1 protein-coding gene is annotated in these 560 nt (G+C 64.1%); it reads left to right on the plus strand.

What is annotated here, in order from left to right; all coding sequences use genetic code 11:
* Positions 1 to 560 (plus strand): transcription termination factor NusA (nusA, locus tag EOD15_RS35260; RefSeq protein ID WP_127409382.1); only part of this gene is annotated, 560 nt, incomplete at both ends.

A 560-nucleotide genomic window follows, 5' to 3' on the forward strand; every position in this document is an offset into this window, starting at 1 on the left:
TATGGCGACCGCGTCCGCGCCTATGTCTACGATGTGCGCCGCGAGCAGCGCGGCCCGCAGATATTCCTGTCGCGTACCCACCCGCAGTTCATGGCCAAGCTGTTCACCATGGAAGTGCCGGAAATCTATGACGGCATCATCGAGATCAAATCGGTCGCCCGCGACCCGGGTTCGCGCGCCAAGATCGCCGTTATCTCGCGCGACAGCTCGATCGATCCGGTCGGCGCCTGCGTCGGCATGCGCGGCAGCCGCGTCCAGGCCGTCGTCGGCGAATTGCAGGGCGAGAAGATCGACATCATTCCGTGGTCGCCTTCTGCGGCGTCCTTCATCGTCAACGCGCTGCAGCCGGCGGAAGTCGCCAAGGTCGTGCTCGACGAGGATGCCGAGCGCATCGAAGTCGTGGTTCCCGACGACCAGCTGTCGCTGGCCATCGGCCGCCGCGGCCAGAACGTGCGTCTGGCTTCGCAGCTGACCGGTTGGGATATCGACATCCTCACCGAGGCCGAAGAATCCGAGCGTCGCCAGAAGGAATTCGTAGAGCGTTCGTCGCTGTTCATGGA

Source organism: Mesorhizobium sp. M7A.T.Ca.US.000.02.2.1, from assembly GCF_003996995.1.
Classification (GTDB): Bacteria; Pseudomonadota; Alphaproteobacteria; order Rhizobiales; family Rhizobiaceae; genus Mesorhizobium.